Here is a 17088-nt window from a genome sequence, read left to right as displayed (position 1 = left end):
CCATTTTTTTCTTTTTTAAAAGCAGAAAAATGAGAGGTTTATTTGGTATGCGCAAAAAGTGTTCATTTGGAAAGTATCACTTAAGTAATTTCCAATTCATTTCTTTTTTTCGCTTGACATATTACCACTGGGCTTATTTTTATGACAAATTTAGTATGGACTTTAAACCATCTTAATTAGAAATAATTATAAAATCAATCATTAAATTGGATAAAATAACAAAAAATAACTTTTTTTATAATTTGTGTTTACAAATGAACAGAAATTTTGTAATATTCAATTAAGATAGGAGGTGAGAATCATGAATAACGTATTAAATTTACAAAAAATAGAAAACACTACTCCTGTAGAACCACTATGGGCTAGTTTATTAAGCATTGTTTGTACAGATAGGAGGCCTACTTAATTTTTGATGAAAAATGGAGGAATGGTGGTGAGATTCATGAAGAACGTATTAAATTTACAAAAAATTGAAACTTCTACTCCTGTAGAACCGTTATGGGCTAGCTTGTTAAGCATTGTTTGTAAAAGTGAATTACCTTCCTAATAAAATTAGACTCTTACTATATCTAGATATAATAAGAGTCTAATTTATTTTATATAATACCTTAATAGTTCGTATAGTATTGAATATTTTATGTGGTGCACCTTTCAAGATGATAAATGTAATAGTTAATGAAACTAAAAATTTGATTTAAAGGAAGGATAATTATGAATCATTTAAACTTACTATTAAATAATGAATTTTATACAACCTTAGATAATTATAATGAGAATGATTTTTACAATTTAATTGCAGATGACTTTAAGTCTGATAATTGGTTTTTTTTAAAAGATAATATTTATTTCCACTTCTCTAATAATAATCAAAAATTACCTAAACAAGGATGGAAAATTCATATTTCCGCTCTTCCAAGTAATGCTCAAGATATATTATCTATTAGTTGTCGTATATGTAAAAAAAACAATGTGTCATTTAAATTCATGTTAGATAAAAATATATTAGTTTTTTCATCGTCAAAACAATCTCCAAGACAATCTTCCGGTAAATTTATAACTATCTATCCAAGTAATTTAAACGATTTCAATAAAATCATTAATGAATTGTATAATGAATTAAAGCATTTTAAGGGTCCATACATTCTAAGTGATAAAAGATTTCTGGACTGTAAAGTTTTGTATTACAGATATGGTGGAATCTTATCTAACAAAATTTTAAATCATAATGGTACATTTTCTGAGGTATTAATTGATCCATCAGGTAATCTAATTGAAGATTCTAGAGAACCGTATTATAAAAAATTTGACTGGGTACCTGAACCTTTTGAAGATGAAGAGGTAAGTACTGAAAATGAAGGTTTAAAAGAAGGAAGATATAATATTTTGGAAGTAATCAAGTATAATAATTCTGGTGGTGTATATCTTGCCTATGATAATCTACAGGCTAAAAAAGTAATTATTAAAGAAGCAAGACCATATACTTTAACTAATAATCATGACAATACTGATGCAGTTTTTTATCGAAAAAAAGAAAATCAGATATTTAATATATTATGTAATGTTAATTATACTCCTAATCTCATAGATGAATTTTATGAATGGGAACATTACTTTTCTGTAATAGATTTCTCTGAAGGACAACCATTAAGACAATATTTAGTGGAGAATTCACCTTTTGTTAATCCTGATACAGCGAAAGAAAATTTATTGAGTTATTTTGAAGAGTTAGAGATAATTTGGGCAAATATAACAAAGGGGCTTTCGGAAATTCATAAAAATAATATTTTTTTATGTGATTTTCATATTGATAATATCTTTATAGATAAAGAATTGAATGTTTCTTTTATTGATATGGATGGTTCTCTAATAAAAGATTCTAAAAAACAAGAACCTATTTTATATTCACAGGGATATATTGATCCTAAGTTTAAGGAATCTCAGCAATATACGTTTGAAATAGAATTATATGGTTTAGGAGCGTTATTTTTTTCAACATTATCTACTTATAATTCTTATTTAGATAAAAATCCAGGCTTTATTGATTCATTTTTATTTAAATTAAAAAATGAAATTAATTTGCCTGATAAATTTATTCATATAATAAAAAGTTTAACTAATTCTGATTCATCTAAGAGACTAAATTTAGACGCTATACTTAATATATTAAGTAAAGAAGCTTTTATTACAGATTATAGTATTTCAAATAGTATATCTGCTTCGAATAAAGAATTAGTAAGTATGATAACAACATATATTGTTAATGCTGCTGATCCAAGTCAAAAACATTTATTCTTTACTGATCCAAAAATAGTTAACCCTTTAAATGTTGAGAATGGGGCATCTGGTGTACTCTATGCTCTAAAGAAAATTAATGGGTCTGTACCAAAAAAATACATTGAATGGATTAAAAATCATAATATTTCAAAGGAAACTTATCCTCCAAGTCTTTATTTAGGACTGGCAGGAATAGCTTGGTCTATGTATACTTTGGATGAACATGAATTATCATTTGAAATCATGGGACTAACAAATAATCATAAGTTAAAGTTTAAATGTCCAGATATTTATACAGGAACTGCAGGAATCGGTTTAACTAATTTATTTTTTTGGACAAAGACAAAAGACAATAAATACATAGAAGAAGCAATTAATTGTGCAGACCATTTAACTAGAATAGCAAATTACCATGATAATGGGACAATTTCTTGGACTGCACCAGACAATAAAATTTACATTGGATACGCTAAAGGCGCTAGTGGAATTGGATTGTTCTTCCTGTATTTATATAAAATAACTAATGAGGTTAAATATCTTAAAATTGCAAAAAATGCGATAAACTTTGATTTAAGTACTGCAATTAATAAAGACAATTTTATATCATTTCCATCCAAACATATTGGTTCTTCTGCATTTTCACCATATTGGTTTATGGGTTCGGCAGGCGTAGCAACAGCGCTAATTCGTTATAAATATGTTACTAATGATGAACATTATAATGAAGTATTAAGCAAAATTATAAATGATTCAAATCGCATGTACACTTTATTCCCAGGACTATTTAATGGTCTTTCAGGTTTAGGCAATTTAATGTTAGATGCAGAATATTTTCTTGGAAATTCTGAATATGGTAGGAAGGCAGAACAAATAGCTGATTCATTAAAAATTTTTGCCATGGTCCAAGTAAATGGGGTTACTTATCCAGGTGATTATTTAACATTTTTTAATAGTGATTTTGGTTCTGGATCAAGTGGAATTGGATTATTTTTAAATAGACTTCAAAATAAAGAACTAAATTTCAATTTTTTAATTGATGAAATATTGTGATTTAATGTGTTTAATATTATCATAGCTAGAAGCTAAAAAGTGGTAATTATTTTGCTTTTTGGAATAACTGTTGGAAGGGGCTAGGATGGACAAAGGGAGGCCATCATGAGATTACTTTGCGAGATGGTCCTGTTCAACTTTGTTATGATCCTAATTTACCGACTAATGGATTGGATAATCAGAAGACTGAAATCTTTCATATATGTGTAGTTAATAATATAAGCTTTAATGAAGCATAGGAAAAAGAACGATGTTTATTGGCTATACAAAACTTAAATTTAAATCTTAAGGATGTACTCGGCCATAATTAGTTCAGTGGCACGGCAACCTCTTGTCCTGGTATTAGTAGGAACAAAGTAAGAAATAGATTGAAAGGGTTGCAAACACCTGATAAGTCAGTTAGTGGTATAACAAACACAGGTAAAATCATTCCACTCTCATCACCCATTAAACCTTGGTAGAGGTTTGTTACCTTGCATGGCAGAAAATATAGCAATCCATACAGTAATTGGATTAATATCTTAGTCACTCAAGTTTGTCGTATAATACCAGATTGCTAATACTGGTTTTTCTCTGTTCCTACTTCCTGGTTGGATTCCTATTTAACTTTGAAAAGGTAAGAGAAGAATTCACAAATTTTTAATATCTATAATCAAACTAAATAGAGGCAGTTATAGTATCAGAGATTAAGAATAAGAGGGTGCCATAGGCACTCTTTTTTATGTATTTTAAACGAAGGATTTAAAGTATCGATTAAAGGTATAATACAACACAATCTTATTACTATATTTGGGTAAAAGGAGATTAAAAATAGCAATAGTAATTCTTTCATCCCCTATTTCATTGTAAATACTTCATTTTCTTAAGTGTAGTTATCTATTATAATAATTTATAAGGGAATTTTGTAATGGGTGGTGACATATGAATTTTTTATTTTGGAATGTTAATAAGAAAAAATTAGATAAAGTAATTGTAGATTTAGTAATCGAAAATGACATTGATGTACTTATCTTGGCAGAATATGAAGAAGATATATCAGGATTATTAAAAGAATTTAAGCATAATAATAAGCTTATGCATAATTACACTAATTTGCCTAAAAGAGATAGATTGAAGATTTTTACTACTTTTCCTGAAAGTAAAATTAAAAGGGTTGAAGATGGTCATCACTATTTAGTATTAATGATACCCCATAATAATATAGGTTACATAACTTTGTTTGCAGTGCATTTCTTTAGTAAATTACATAGAAATGACCCAGATTTTCTTATGAAGTCTGTTAAGTTTTCTAGTACTGTAACAGAAATTGAGAAAAGGGTAAATTCAAAAAATACAATATTATGTGGAGATTTCAATATGAACCCTTTTGAACAGGGTTTAACAATATCGGGAGGTATGCACGCGTTTCCAACGAAAATTGAAGCTAAAAAGGGTAAACGCACAATTGATTATGAAGAATATGAAACGTTTTATAATCCAATGTGGAAGTTTATAGGGGAAGATAATTCGCTTGGTACTTATTATCATTCTAATCCAGATTCAAGTGGACTATACTGGAATATATTTGACCAAGTTATTGTAAGACCAAATTTAATAGATAACTTGGATAATTTAAAAATAATTAGAGAAACTAATACCGATATCTTAGCAACAGATGAAAAAATATTAATTAGCGACCATTTACCAATTAAATTTAGTATCAATTAGGAGGACTTAGTATGGAAAATTTATGGGGAAATTTAAATGATGTAGATGATTTTAAAGTAGCAAAATCGATTTTAGATGAGCAAGCATTATTTATTGCAAAGATGACAAAAAATACTTTGTATGCTGAAGTATTAATTGATAATTCGTATAAAGATGAAATTTTAGATACACATGATAAAAATTTTTTTTATAAGTTAGTTATAAGAAGCGAATATCTAAATCACTATGAATTTAAAGTACTAACTATTAAACATGATTTATTGCAGTACCCATTAGAAATTTCTCTTCCTAATGAAATTGGTGAAGATTTAAGTAAAAATCCAGATGTAAGTGATAAATTAACATACTCGCCAATAGTAGATTATTGTTTGGTTGCAAATAGCGAACAAGAATTTATTGATTATTTGGGTCATATTTTGAAATCAAAAAATCTAATGCAAATTATTAAAGCACTTTATAAAATGTCTGATTTTTAACAGATTGATTATATATGCCAAGGTGATAAGATAGCCTTATAAATGTAGTCCTAACTCATAGTCATAAGTGAGAGGCGGAATAGTATGCGACATGGATATGCACGGGTATCATCCGTAGGACAAGATTTATCGGATCAGTTAGCGAGGTTAGAGGCTCAAGGATGCGACGTTATCTTTAGCGAGAAGATAACAGGAACTAAAGCGGATAGACCGGAGTGCTAAGAAATTGAAAATGAAAAATATAATATAACAAAAAGTTAATTATATTATATTTGGAAAAACCCCTTAAATTAACGTTTAAGGGGTTTTATTAATATCTTTTTTTAATAATACCAATAGTGTGAAAGTAAGTCTGAAATCAAATAAAGCATTTCCTCAACCATGAATCTCCTCTACTAGATGTCAAATGAAGTAACATACAAAGACATAGTAGCGCCATTTTTTTTGTATCATTTATTGGTGGTGTGTCTTGATTTTGTTTTAATTTACCAAATTTTATGTTATAATTAGAAAAATGAGATTAAAAATTCTTCTTCTATTTTTTTATAAATAAGGCTGTGATATATTCCAATAAATCCCCTTTTATAAGTAATAAGTAATTGAGAACATAGTGTTCTTATTTTTTTAAGAGAAAATAGAACATACGCTCTTATTTTTTTTGCTAAAAATAAGAACATACGCTCTTTTTTGAGTTAAAAAAGTCTTTTGTTCTTGTTACAAGTTGAAGGGAGGATAAACATGAATATTTACGAAAATAAACTAGTCTCAAATTTTTTATTGCAATAGAACAAACAATAGAGATAGAACTAAATGTAGAGAGTGGGCCGAATACACCCTATGAATTTATCCCTAAAGCAATAGACTTCCAGGAACATATTTCAGATTTTGTTTTATTTAATAGTTTTAACCGCTTAACTGTTAATCAAAAAAGGATTCTTACATTATTCTATTTTCATCAAATGACAGATACAGAAATAGCCTCTTCCCTAGGCGTTAAGCAACAGTCAATTTTCAAGAGTAGAAAAAATGCGCTTATAAAATTACGGGAAGGAGTGAAAGAAAATGTTTGAAGGTGATGCGCTTCTACAATTAATAGGGAATTTTGGGTTCCCTATAGCTGTAACGGTATATTTATTGCACAGATTAGAGAAAAAACTTGAAGAATTAGAAGGGGCGATAAGATCCTTAGCTGATGTATTTAGAAAAAAATAAAACATAAAAGCGAGGTAAATATGAGCGAAAAAGAAATTTTAGAAATCATTAAGTTGCTGGAGCCTAAAATTAAAAAAGTGCTTTTACAAACTACTAGTCAGAATAGGGACGATTTAGAACAAGACTTGATAGAGCTATTAATAAAGAAAATTCGTAGCAATAGTATTCAAGAGGTCCCGGGTTTTTTTGAATTTATAAATGAACAAGTAATTAAACAACAAAGTACATTAGAAAAGGATAAATAACAATATCACTAGAGAAAAGCTTTTAAGGAGGCTTTTCTCTATTATCAATTAAAGAGTGTTTTAGTAAGAAGTAGAAATAACCAAAAAACTTATATGAAAATTTTTAAGAGAAGACTGTTATGTTGTATCGGTATTCCCCTTTAGTAAATGTAAGTCAAATATAATAAAGAAAGAGGGAATCAAAATGGGATTACAGGGTTATAAAGTTTTTATTGATGCTGGACACGGGGGTACTGATCCAGGTACATCGTATGAAGATTTGAAGGAAAAAACACTCACTCTTGAAATTGCTAAAAAGTTAGAAACTGAATTAAAAAGCTTAGGAGCTACTACTAAAATGAGTAGAACTACGGATGTTTATCCTTCTTTGGATACCCGTATTGCAGAATCAAACAAATTTGGTGCTGATATTTTTTGTAGTGTTCACGTAAACGCTGGTAATGGAACAGGCGTTGAAACTTGGGTTCACGACAATTCTAGCTCTTTAACAAATTCTTTAGCAACTTATGTAAATAACGCTATGGCTACTACTCTTGGAGTAGGGAATCGTGGCGTTAAAAAGGCTCCTTCTCAGCGAGAGAACGATAATATTAAAGTGATAGATCCTAAATTAATAAATGGTTGGGCTATCTTACCAGAAGTTTTATTTATCAAGACGGATTATGATAAATTAAAGCAGAGCTCAGTTCGAGAACAAGCTGCAAAGGCCATAGCTAGAGGTATGTTTAACTTTTCTAATTCAATTCCACCAAAAAACTAATATTTAAGTTAGGGAGGATTTATCCTCCTTAACTTTTTTTTTTTGGTGCGCCCGGCATGCGCATGAACTATAGGGTGTAAGTCCCGAACCGCGAAGACAGAAGTAGAGGTTAGCCAAGAGCAAGGGTGTCCGTAGTGATACGGAATCTGAAGGAAGCTGGAGGCAAAGCACCGGTCCGAGGAACACGAACCTCATAGAAGGCTAGGTATGATTGAGTGAGTTTGCCAAACAAAACAAAGCTCTTTCTGTCGAAGGTCATACCAAGTAAATGAGGCGGATAGATGGTGTGAAAGTGCATGCGCTTACCCGGGGAGGTCTGACAGAGACGTGAAGTACCCTTCATAACCTGCTTGGTGACAAGCAGCTGAACTGTCAGAAGTCAGCAGAGGTAATAGTACGAATGGGTCTAGAACCACTCGGAAGGACCGAACAATTAAGAGAGAATAGCCCTTGGCTTTCCAACTTGGATGTTTGAACACAGAAAACTAGTGCCTCACGCTTAGAAAGTAGTGGTGAATCCCACGAGGGTATTTGCGGAGGGTGTAGTCCAGTTGGGCAAAAGAAGATAAGCTATTCACGGAAAGGAACGAAATGGTGATGTTGAATCAGATACTTGAACGGAAAAACATGATGCAAGCGTTAAAGCGAGTGGAAGCGAATAAAGGAAGCCATGGAGTAGACATGATGCCCGTACAAACCTTACGACAGCACATCCTCGAAAATTGGAAAACCATTAAATCGCAGATTTTAAATGGAACCTATGAACCACAGCCAGTACGTCGAATCGAAATCCCGAAACCAGACGGTGGTGTGCGTCTATTAGGTATTCCAACCGTGACAGATCGTTTGATTCAACAAGCTATATCGCAGATACTATCTGAGGAATATGATAAAACATTTTCGGATTACAGTTATGGATTCCGACCAAATCGGAGTGCCCATGATGCCATTCGAAAAGCAAAGGGTTATATAAAAGAGGGTTATCGATGGGTTGTGGATATGGATTTAGAGAAATTCTTTGATAAGGTCAATCATGACCGACTAATGGCAACGTTAGCGAAACGAATTTCAGATAAACCTTTACTAAAACTCATTCGTAAATATCTCCAATCCGGTGTCATGATAAATGGCGTAGTTTCCAGTACAGAAGAAGGAACCCCGCAAGGTGGACCTCTAAGTCCACTCTTATCAAACATCGTATTAGACGAACTTGATAAAGAGTTAGAGAAACGTGGACATAAATTCGTACGGTACGCAGATGATTGCAATATCTATGTGAAGAGTGAACGGGCAGGGGTACGAACAATGGCGAGTGTACAACGATTTATTGAAGGAAAACTTCGACTGAAAGTTAACGAAAAGAAATCGGCAGTGGACCGCCCTTGGAATCGAAAATTCTTGGCGTTTAGCTTTACTGCTCATAAAGAATCGAAGGTTCGTATTGCAAAAACGAGCCTACAACGAATGAAGAAGAAAATACGAGAAATTACCTCTAGAAAGATGCCATACTCCATGGAATATAGAATCGAAAAGTTGAACCAATATCTAGTGGGATGGTGTGGATATTTCGCCTTAGCAGATACACCTACCACATTTAAAACACTGGATAGCTGGATTAAACGAAGATTACGTATGTGCCTGTGGAAGGATTGGAAGAAACCTCGAACAAGAGTTAGAAATCTTACTCGATTAAAAGTTCCTTATGGGAAAGCATACGAGTGGGGAAATACTCGAAAAGGGTACTGGCGCATTTCTAAAAGCCCCATATTACACAGAACCCTCGGCAAGTCCTTTTGGGAAAGCCAAGGGCTGAAAAGTCTGCAAGTTCGTTACGAAACTTTGCGTTATTCATCTTAATTGAACCGCCGTATACGGAACCGTACGTACGGTGGTGTGAGAGGTCGGGGGCTAATCGCTCCCTCCTACTCGATTAACCTTTTTCCTTTTCTTTGCGTCTAAAGGGTACGTTGTAGTTAGGTGAGTCAAGTGGAAAGGGAGGTTAAAATGAAGGGGATAGATGACCGACAATTTGAACAAATCATGAAAGAACACGGGGAGCCGTTAATTCGTTTAGCTTATTTGATGGTAAAGGATTGGGGAGCAGCCGAAGATATCATGCAAGATGTTTTTATAAAGTATTACTTAAATCAAGATCAATTCCAGGGAAAATCCACTCTTAAAACTTATCTATATAGAATCACAATAAACTGTTGCTATAACTATTTAAGGAGTTGGAAAAATAAGAAGAAGAATTTTACTGAGCAGATAAGGGGTTTATTCACAGACAGTTATAACCCTGAAAAAGAAATACTATCTAACAATCGTAATAGTACGTTACTAGAAGAGATATTAAAACTGCCAACTAAATATCGTGAAGTGATTTTACTCTTCTACTATCAAGAATTTAAAATAGTAACCATTGCTCTCATTTTAAATTGTTCTGAAGGAACGGTAAAGACAAGACTATCAAGAGCTAGAAAGTTATTGAAAACAAAATTGTCTGTAGTAGACGGGGAGGATTGGGCGAATGAATGAAATAAAAAAAGAAATCGATTATTTCATAGGAAAAGAACCTCGTTTTAATCGCCAATTAGAGAACCGGATTAAGATGAAAGCAACCGAGAAACATAAGGACGAGAGGTATAAAATATTTGGTAAAGGATTGTTGAGTTATATAATGTCTTTTGTTTTAGTGGCTTCTGTGTTCTTTCTGTTGTTCACTGTTTTGCAAAAGGACGTTGAACCTACTGGCAACACTAACGGGGAGTCAAACTCAAGTTTAGAGGGTGATAAGTCATTCATAGACAACGAAGAACAAAACGAATTATATGTAGATACAACGGAAGAAGACAAGTTGAAGGAACCAACTGAAGAAGAAATAGAGGAAGCTAAAAGTTTGACGAATGAAGTGGTAGAAAAGTTCTTGCTCGCGCTTTCCACGAAAGACAGAGCAACAGCACAATCACTTCTGGCATCAGAAGTCAAATTAAAAGATAATTTTGCGATAGAATATGGAATTTATGAATTTGAATTTACGTTTGATTATAAAGAAGATGTAACTAGTTCTGAACTATATGGATACGAATTTATTGATGGAGACAGACAAAGGTTTAGGTTATTTTATGATATTACTTTTAATCGATCTACTACTTATCCATACTTTTTGATAATAGAACTTGTCTATCAAGATGGAGAATGGCTAATAGCCAATATAAATTCAGATGTATAGAATGAGAAAAAAATATCGAATAGAGAAGGGGCAAATGATGAGAAAAAAATACTTAGTGTTATTTCTTATTTTTGTGTTAGTTGGTTGCGAAAGTGCAAGCAATAATATTAAGAAGGATGATACTCAACAGACGGAAATTCAAGAAGAAACTAAAACAGCGGGGGTCGGAGATATTCCAGCTGCACTACTAACTGAAATTTCTCAGCAGATTGGAGTTCCGCAAGAAGATATTACAGATGAAGACTTATTAAGGGTAAGCAATTTAACGATTAATGACCAGAATAATGATGATATCTCTGCATTATCTGAAATGAAAAATTTTGAACAGCTTTTCGTAACTGCTCCTATTGATATGGAATCAATTAGTCAGTTAAGCAACTTGAAATATCTTTATCTCCAAAACATACCTGTTTCAGAAGTGAATTTTTTAAAGTCTTATAAACAATTAAATACTGTTGAAATATCAAACAGTGGGCTAGAGGATTTAAAGGGTTTTCCAGAGTTGCAAAATATAGAAATTATTTTTATAGTCAATAATCGATTACAAGACTTAGGGCCTTTGGAACCTTTGAAGTCTCTAAAATACTTAGATATTACGAATAACCAAGTTGTATCGTTGGCACCACTCGAAAAATTAGTGACTCTTGAAGATCTTACTTTAATGAATAATCCAATTGATGACTTTTCAGTAGTATCCAAGTTAACCTCTTTGCGTTTTCTTTCATTGAATGGAACGCCTCTTACTACTCTTGAATTTGCTAGTTCTTTGAATAACCTGGAGCGTTTACAGATTGCAGATACAGTCGTATCAGATTTATCTCCTTTATCAAGATTAAAAAATCTAACATACTTGGATATAAGAAATACGAATGTAACGTCTATTCAACCGCTAATTGATAACAATGAGTTAAAATATTTATTACTTAATAAGGACAAGGTGAAAGATTGGGAGCTGCTCGAAGGTAAGGAAGATTTACTGATTTCGGAAATAGAAATAATGGCTAATTAGAAAAATTAGCTATCACTTCTAAACAAACTACTATTATTAATAATGAATAAAAAGGACAAAGCCTCTATATACCATAGGGTATTAGTGGGCTTAGTCCTTTATTTGTTCTACTCAAACAAGCTCGATTTTTAGAAAGATTAATTATAGAGAGCAATCTTTTCGATATCTACTCCATAGTGGTCAAGTGTTTGCTTCATATTTACACGAGATGTACTCCCAGGGTCGTTGATAAGGAACATTCCTTTCTCGATACCAACTACTGCTCCAGTGTCACTATCTACAGCTACTTGTCCTACAAATCCGTCGACTACAAATGTATGAGGAGAAGTGTGTACAATAAAAGCTTGTCTTTGTTTGACTACTAAATCAAACATTTGCTGTTTTAGTGTATTAAAACCTCCCCATTTCAATGTGTTAGTCAATCCATACCTAGTACCAGCCGTAGCCCAGACAAAAGGGCAATCTACAGCTCCGGGTTTTAATGTGGCCAATACTTGACCTGGATCTACTGACTTTCCTTTGAATCTTAGTAGGTTGGCATAAGATGTGATAACACATCCCACACTTGCCATGGAAGAACCACAACTTGTTAAAGAATTAGACCAAGAGCCAACGTGTTGTTTGTAATCCCCTACACCATTGAGTTGAACACTGTAATTTTTTAATTCTAATGCCATTTCTTTTTCCTCCTTTGTTTTGTGTTACATCTATAAAAGGGGAAAAGGAGGTTCTGAAAACAGACAGTATAAAAAATTATTTAAAGTATAATCTCCGTTACTAATGGCTTTAAATATGATTACATAGCATTTTACTATCCCAGCTGAGTACGGCGCTATGCTTTCTAGAGTAGACTTTTTCGAGATAAATCTCTGTGGTTTCGATTCTCTCATGTCCCAAAGATCTTTTGATAGAGTATATATCAGCATTGTTCTCCCGAGAGATAATTGCATAAGCATGTCTAAATACGTGAGGGGTAATGGTACTTCACTAGGCCATTCATAGTCAGACTAATTAATACAGTGAAAATCTTGCGGACAAATAGCGGACAAACTTTAAAAAATGCGGTATATGCTTAGAAGATATAATAAAGAAAAAAACCAATAAACATTGATATATCAACGTTTACTGGCTTACCCAAAGGATGGTCTCGACAAGTCTCGAACTTGCGACCCCCACCTTGTCGAGGTGGTGCTCTCCCAACTGAGCTACAAGACCGGATTTTGAAGTTAATCTGATTTTATCATATACCAGAGTTGGTAGTATATAGTTTTTTCTTTTTATCCTAAATGGGGCGTCATAAATTCCTCACATATCAGCTAGAAGTGGGACTTGTTTGGGACTGCTCCCTTCCACTAAGATGGAAGAGATAGTGGGAGGGGCTATGATTATGTTAACTGAAGCGCAGGAGTTTATAAGACTTTATTACATAGAGACAGGTAAAGAGGAACACGAGATGGTTGCCCGCCTGGAAGAAATAGAAGATGAAATTAATCGCTGTGGCACATATACACATACAACGGATGAGCTGGAGTTCGGTGCTAAAGTTGCTTGGCGTAATAGTAATAAATGCATTGGTCGTTTGTTTTGGCAAAGTCTGACTGTTTTCGATAAGCGGGATTTATGTAAAGAAGAAGACATTTTCAAGGCATTGCTTGAACATATTGAGTACGCTACGAACGACGGACGAATCAGACCGACGATTACCATTTTTTCTTCAACGGATGTTCGTGTTTGGAATCACCAACTCATACGTTATGCTGGCTATGAAACTCAGGGGGGAGTCATTGGAGATTCAGATTCCCTTGCTTTCACGAAAGTTTGCGAAGGGCTTGGCTGGAAAGGGGAGGGGACAAACTTTGATGTGCTCCCCCTTGTCATTCAAGTGAATAATCATCCTCCTAAGGTTTTTAATGTACCGGATTCGTATATTTTAGAGGTTCCATTCCGACATCCAGAGATGGATTGGTTTTCAGACTTGCAGCTAAAATGGTATGCCGTTCCGATGATTTCTAGTATGAAGCTAGAAGTAGGAGGCATAACGTACGGAGCTGCTCCATTTAACGGCTGGTATATGGGAACAGAGATAGGTGCACGTAATCTCGCGGATGATTATCGATATAATATGCTGCCTACCATTGCTGAACAAATGGGCTTGAACACGAAGTCGAATGCTTCTCTTTGGAAGGACCGCGCATTGGTCGAACTGAATGCTGCTGTTTTATATTCCTTTAAGGAGGACGGGGTGAGTATCGTGGATCATCATACGGCTGCTCATCAATTTAAAAAGTTTGAGGAAATAGAACGGGATGCAGGGAGAGACGTCACTGGGAACTGGACTTGGCTCATCCCACCGATGTCACCAGCAACAACTCATATCTTTCACAAGCCTTATAACAATGAAAAGATAACGCCAAATTATTCCTACCAGCCAAACCCATATTAATAGTTAGTTAAATACCAAAAGACCATCCAGTTCAATGCGGATGGTCTTTCTTTTAAGATATGCACTGAAATTTTAATTTTGAAAGGTTTTACAATAAGTTTTGTGGAATAAGTTATTGTATGAATCTAAAATTTTATCTGATGATAGCTAATAAACTATGGAGGTTAAAATATGAATAAACCGATAGAAAATAGAATAGATACGATTTTCATCCATGTTTCTGATTTAGAGCGTTCCATACAATGGTACAGCAATTTACTTGGCATCGAAGTATTAAAAACAAATCATACAGGTCCAATATATACCTTTAATATGGGGGAGAACAGACCCGGGTTAACGCTTGATAATCATTGCTTGGATGAAGATTATACATTCATCCCATCTAATCAGCCACTTTTTATCTTTAGTTGCACTGACATTGAGGAAGCTTTTCTGCATGTTAGTAGCATGGGAGTTGAAATGGTTACGGATATTATAAGGTACACAGATTTATCTGAGTTCTCCTTTAAGGATCCTGATGGGAACATATTGATGGTTTGTACTTGTTTTTCATAGTTTGTGATATAGCAGGTGTAATGAAAACTATGTTATCCCGCCTGCTAGCTCACTTTAAGTTCAGTTTAGTTTAGTTCTTACTTATTTTTAAAAGCAGAAAGGAGAGTAATCGCATGACAAAGGATAAATGGAAGGCATTTGTTAATTTAGGTGTGTTATTTAGTGTTATGGGCTTAATATTGAATTTTTCCAGTGTCTATTTTGGAGTCTCATTAGCTGATCAGTGGCTTTCTAATGAGGGCAGTGCAGACACTTCCTTATATTTAAGTAGAGTAACAGGATATACAAATAGTTTTTTAGCAACTGGTAGTGTTTTTTTAATGATCGGTCTTCTGATGATAATTATTTCTACAGTAAAGGTTTTGGATTCGAGAGAATGATTTTTATCCATTGTTAAAGATTAATCGTCCTTATTTTTATATAATCAAATATGCTTGCAATGATAGTAACGGTGAAATAGATTCCACTATACATAAAGGAAATGTTATATGGTATAAAAAATACAAAGTAACAAAGTACAATCATTAAAATATTGTTATAGAAAAATATAGCATTACCGTTACTTGTCGTTTTCCATTTGTAAAGATTATAAATTATTGTGCCGGCAAGAATAACTATCGTGAGTACTGGGGTCCAGAGGGGATATTCATATGGAATCAGTAACATAGTTATTGCTAGAATGACCGTTACTACTAAATAATGCTTGACTCTTTCTTTATAAGTCATTGCTTGAAATCTGTTCATATCCTTCCCCTGTCTCATCGTATTTTTCTTATCCTGCAATGCTTTTTATTTATCCCTCTGATACAAACCGATCTCTTCCGGCATGCATTCCGGCAAAGAATAGCAAAATAACTGTCACGATGAATAATAGTATTGGAGTATCCCAGCTTCCAGTCGTATCGTGAACAAACCCAAAGAATACTGGTCCGATTGCAGCAAGTAAATAGCCGATAGATTGCGCGACACCAGATAAGTCTGCAGCCTCCATCGGTGTTCTTGATCTAAGAGAGAAGAACATCATAACTAATCCAAATGAAGCCCCGCCCCCTAATCCTAGGAATACCATCCATAGTAACGCTAGTGAAAGACCTCCGTATAACAACCCCATAAAACCAATCAAATAACAAATCGTAAATACCGCTACCAGTATTCTTTGATCCTTCATCCGCCCTGCTAGGATTGGAATAAGAAAGGTCATAGGGAGCTGTGAAAATTGCATGATGGATAGCATCCAGCCCGATTTCCCAGCCTCCATTCCTTGTGTCTGCAATATTTCCGGAATCCATGCAGCAGTTGTATAAAAAATCAGGGATTGGAAGCCCATACATAAAGTAATAGTCCAGGTTAAAGGAGATTTCAAGATAGATTTAGCTTTAATAGGATTGGCTTCGGGTATATCCGGGACAATTTGTTGCTTCCTTTTAATTTGGGGTACCCAAACTAGGCAGGCAATGACAGCTAAAATAGACCAGATTCCTAATGCTCCTTGCCAACCAAGGAATGTTCCTTTTGCAATGGGATAACTAATGCCAGCTCCAATGCCAGCAGAAAGATTCATAGAAACGGTGAAAATACCTGTAAGCAACCCGATTTGTAAAGGGAACTTAAGCTTGATGAAGCTGGGTATTAACACATTTCCAAACGCAATTGCGATTCCGATTGAAGCTGTGCCAAACAATAAGAAGAAGGGAGTGCCGATGGAGCGGATCGCAATTCCGAACGCAAGCAGTGAAATAGCAAGAAATAATGTCATTTCCATTCCAAGACGACGTGCTAATCTAGGTGCAAATGGAGATATAACCGCGAAGGCAAGCAATGGAATCGTCGTGATAAAACCTGCCAACACATTGGAGATATCAAGCCCATCCCTAATATAGGATATAATCGGTCCCACCGCGGTAAGGGGTGCTCGCAATGTAGAGGAGATGAATATAATCCCTATGACCAATACGGCAATAGATTTTTTATTTATTTCTGAGGTAGTCAACAATACTATTTCTCTCCTCACAACATTTATGTACTTTGATATTAGAAAATCCTACACGCTTTATCTGAAAATTTCAATAGCAATAGCTTCAAAATCATAAAGAGCAAACGCAAAGACTATGTATAATATGTTACACTT

Annotated in this window: 19 protein-coding genes, 1 tRNA gene and 1 pseudogene; 16 read left to right on the top strand and 5 right to left on the bottom strand. The window is 33.8% G+C overall.

Annotated elements, in window-relative coordinates; genetic code table 11:
* Positions 1-301 precede the first annotated feature (301 nt).
* The 13 genes and pseudogenes from MKY09_RS11500 to MKY09_RS11440 all read left to right on the top strand — a co-directional run bounded on the left by MKY09_RS11500 (position 302) and on the right by MKY09_RS11440 (position 11962).
* Positions 302-406: a class III lanthipeptide gene (locus tag MKY09_RS11500; protein ID WP_342566690.1), complete on the top strand. Its 105-nt coding sequence runs from the start codon at positions 302-304 to the stop codon at positions 404-406.
* Between the two features lie 36 nt (positions 407-442).
* Positions 443-547, top strand: coding sequence for a class III lanthipeptide (locus tag MKY09_RS11495; RefSeq protein ID WP_342566689.1), 105 nt, complete (start codon positions 443-445; stop codon positions 545-547).
* A 164-nt stretch (positions 548-711) separates the two neighbouring features.
* Complete coding sequence (gene lanKC / locus MKY09_RS11490) at positions 712-3324, top strand: class III lanthionine synthetase LanKC (protein ID WP_342566688.1); 2613 nt, start codon at positions 712-714, stop codon at positions 3322-3324.
* A 921-nt stretch (positions 3325-4245) separates the two neighbouring features.
* Positions 4246-5031, top strand: a complete 786-nt coding sequence (locus MKY09_RS11485) for a hypothetical protein (RefSeq protein ID WP_342566687.1) — start codon at positions 4246-4248, stop codon at positions 5029-5031.
* An 11-nt stretch (positions 5032-5042) separates the two neighbouring features.
* Positions 5043-5507: a hypothetical protein gene (locus MKY09_RS11480; RefSeq protein ID WP_342566686.1), complete on the top strand. Its 465-nt coding sequence runs from the start codon at positions 5043-5045 to the stop codon at positions 5505-5507.
* An 84-nt stretch (positions 5508-5591) separates the two neighbouring features.
* Positions 5592-5726 (top strand): annotated as a pseudogene (locus tag MKY09_RS11475) (recombinase family protein); the annotation flags it as partial.
* Positions 5727-6569: 843 nt separating this feature from the next.
* Positions 6570-6719 carry a YvrJ family protein gene (locus MKY09_RS11470; RefSeq protein ID WP_342566685.1) on the top strand — a complete coding sequence of 50 codons (150 nt, stop codon included), beginning with the start codon at positions 6570-6572 and terminating at the stop codon, positions 6717-6719.
* Between the two features lie 20 nt (positions 6720-6739).
* Positions 6740-6964, top strand: a complete 225-nt coding sequence (locus MKY09_RS11465) for a hypothetical protein (protein WP_342566684.1) — start codon at positions 6740-6742, stop codon at positions 6962-6964.
* 184 nt (positions 6965-7148) lie between these two features.
* Positions 7149-7724, top strand: coding sequence for an N-acetylmuramoyl-L-alanine amidase (locus MKY09_RS11460; RefSeq protein ID WP_342566683.1), 576 nt, complete (start codon positions 7149-7151; stop codon positions 7722-7724).
* Positions 7725-8318: 594 nt separating this feature from the next.
* Positions 8319-9581 (top strand): group II intron reverse transcriptase/maturase, encoded by a 1263-nt coding sequence (ltrA, locus tag MKY09_RS11455; protein WP_342568238.1) that lies wholly within the window; start codon positions 8319-8321, stop codon positions 9579-9581.
* A gap of 147 nt (positions 9582-9728) precedes the next feature.
* Positions 9729-10259 (top strand): sigma-70 family RNA polymerase sigma factor, encoded by a 531-nt coding sequence (locus tag MKY09_RS11450; protein ID WP_342566682.1) that lies wholly within the window; start codon positions 9729-9731, stop codon positions 10257-10259.
* Positions 10252-10953 (top strand): hypothetical protein, encoded by a 702-nt coding sequence (locus MKY09_RS11445; protein WP_342566681.1) that lies wholly within the window; start codon positions 10252-10254, stop codon positions 10951-10953. Before MKY09_RS11450 ends, MKY09_RS11445 begins: the two co-directional genes overlap by 8 nt.
* A gap of 34 nt (positions 10954-10987) precedes the next feature.
* Positions 10988-11962: a leucine-rich repeat protein gene (locus MKY09_RS11440; protein ID WP_342566680.1), complete on the top strand. Its 975-nt coding sequence runs from the start codon at positions 10988-10990 to the stop codon at positions 11960-11962.
* A 137-nt stretch (positions 11963-12099) separates the two neighbouring features.
* Here the strand turns inward: MKY09_RS11440 and MKY09_RS11435 are convergent, their stop codons facing one another.
* The 3 genes from MKY09_RS11435 to MKY09_RS11425 all read right to left on the bottom strand — a co-directional run bounded on the left by MKY09_RS11435 (position 12100) and on the right by MKY09_RS11425 (position 13177).
* Entirely contained in the window at positions 12100-12639 is a 540-nt protein-coding gene (locus MKY09_RS11435) for a hypothetical protein (protein WP_342566679.1), read from the bottom strand.
* A gap of 109 nt (positions 12640-12748) precedes the next feature.
* Complete coding sequence (locus MKY09_RS11430) at positions 12749-12940, bottom strand: tyrosine-type recombinase/integrase (protein WP_342568237.1); 192 nt, start codon at positions 12938-12940, stop codon at positions 12749-12751.
* Positions 12941-13104: 164 nt separating this feature from the next.
* A tRNA-Val gene (locus tag MKY09_RS11425) sits at positions 13105-13177 on the bottom strand.
* Positions 13178-13343: 166 nt separating this feature from the next.
* Between MKY09_RS11425 and MKY09_RS11420 the strand changes: the two genes are divergently transcribed.
* The 3 genes from MKY09_RS11420 (at position 13344) to MKY09_RS11410 (ending at position 15340) form a co-directional block, all read left to right on the top strand.
* Positions 13344-14405: a nitric oxide synthase oxygenase gene (locus MKY09_RS11420; RefSeq protein ID WP_342566678.1), complete on the top strand. Its 1062-nt coding sequence runs from the start codon at positions 13344-13346 to the stop codon at positions 14403-14405.
* 171 nt (positions 14406-14576) lie between these two features.
* Entirely contained in the window at positions 14577-14960 is a 384-nt protein-coding gene (locus MKY09_RS11415) for a VOC family protein (RefSeq protein ID WP_342566677.1), read from the top strand.
* 113 nt (positions 14961-15073) lie between these two features.
* Entirely contained in the window at positions 15074-15340 is a 267-nt protein-coding gene (locus MKY09_RS11410; RefSeq protein ID WP_342566676.1) for a hypothetical protein, read from the top strand.
* A gap of 13 nt (positions 15341-15353) precedes the next feature.
* Here the strand turns inward: MKY09_RS11410 and MKY09_RS11405 are convergent, their stop codons facing one another.
* Entirely contained in the window at positions 15354-15704 is a 351-nt protein-coding gene (locus MKY09_RS11405) for a hypothetical protein (RefSeq protein ID WP_342566675.1), read from the bottom strand.
* Positions 15705-15753: 49 nt separating this feature from the next.
* The gene (locus MKY09_RS11400; protein ID WP_342566674.1) at positions 15754-16953 is read right to left on the bottom strand and encodes an MFS transporter; all 1200 of its coding nucleotides are present in this window, start codon (positions 16951-16953) and stop codon (positions 15754-15756) included.
* Positions 16954-17088 lie beyond the last annotated feature (135 nt).

Source organism: Psychrobacillus sp. FSL K6-4046, assembly GCF_038624605.1.
GTDB lineage: Bacteria > Bacillota > Bacilli > Bacillales_A > Planococcaceae > Psychrobacillus.
This window is presented reverse-complemented; position numbering and strand designations above follow the sequence as displayed.